The following is a 1,395-nucleotide window of genomic DNA, read 5'->3' as shown; positions in this document are numbered from 1 at the left end:
CCTACCACATCCCTGACATACTTTTAGGAATCGAGCAAGAATGCAAAAAGCTCGGGTGCAATTTAATTATCCAAGATACTTGCAACGAGCAAGAGATGGAGAACGTCCTCATCCGCAAGTTTAAGAATGAGAATATTCTCGGGATGATTATTTATCCAACCTGCCATGAGTTTTTCAACGACGAAATCATGCGCTTAAAGCTGGACAACTTCCCCTTTGTCATCGTGGATCAATATTGGTCGCAATTAGACGCACACTTCGTCCACTCGGACAACAAGAAAGGCACCTACGAAGCCACAAAGCACCTTATTGAAGCAGGTCACCGTGAAATCGGACTCCTCTATGACATCGACTGGAATGCTAATAACACACGCAATCGCATCGAAGGCTACGAGCAATGTTTGATCGATAATGCCATTCCCGTCCGCAAAGATTACTTGTTCGATACGACATTGAATACGGCCAGATTACCCCTCGGAATCGAGAACGATGTCATTGAATCCATGATGGATTTCATAACAAGCAATAACCAAATTACTGCTTACCTATGTAGCAGCATGCTGTTCCTCGAAGCGATTAAACGCCTCGGCATAAAGCTTGGTGAAGACTTGTCTGCTATTTTCGTAGACGATTCGTTCTTAGCTAAGCATTATAACCCCGCACTTACCGTCATCCGTCAGCAGAATCAGGAAATGGGCAGGCGAGCGTTTGACATCCTTTTAAACTGGGGCAAATTGCAAGAAAAGAATGTTGTTTTGGATACAGAGTTGATTGTTCGCGAATCAGTCGGCCGCTTGCATTCATGAATAACCCCCGTTGGCCATCTTGGTCAATACCCCGTTTTTGAATTTCGTCATGTACAGGTAACTGATCCGGCTGCAACCGCCTCTAATTGGATTCGTGTACCTCAGTCTTTGCCTCCAGCTTCAATCGGATTCCGCCTTGCGACGGACACCTTTTACGGCAGGCGGCCGGTCTCCGTTCCGGATTCACCATATAGATGGCGCCCATGCTGGGCGTACCGCAAAAGACACTCCTCGTCTAATTGGGACGAGGAGCGTCTGCTCGCGATTCCACCTAACTTGATCGAACCGAGGCTTGCGCGTACGGTTCGATCCTCTTGGCTCCGCGGTAACAGGCGGTTTCCGATAAGCTTAGGACGCAGCCGGATCGGGCTGCACTTGGCGAAAACGCCTCCGAGTTAGATGCTCTTCACGGGCATGGTCGCGCTTTGCAATTGCGTGCATATTCAATATGCCTAGCGCTCGTTGTCAAGACCTGCCCGTTTCGTTCCGCTAATGACTCAGCAGTCGGTACAGCACCTGTGCGGCCTGGGCGCGCGAGGTCACGGCATGCGGATCAATTGCGTCCCGGTAGCCGATCACCGAGCCAGCC

At 49.7% G+C, this 1,395-nt stretch carries 1 protein-coding gene; it reads left to right on the top strand.

The window, feature by feature from the left end:
* Positions 1–806, top strand: an 806-nt coding sequence (locus PAT3040_RS09150) for a LacI family DNA-binding transcriptional regulator (protein WP_146200391.1), incomplete at its 5' end; no start/stop codon positions are given.
* Between the last annotated feature and the right edge of the window lie 589 nt (positions 807–1,395).

The sequence above is a fragment of the Paenibacillus agaridevorans genome, from assembly GCF_003112455.1.
In the GTDB taxonomy this organism is placed as follows: Bacteria; Bacillota; Bacilli; order Paenibacillales; family Paenibacillaceae; genus Pristimantibacillus; species Pristimantibacillus agaridevorans.
This window is presented reverse-complemented; position numbering and strand designations above follow the sequence as displayed.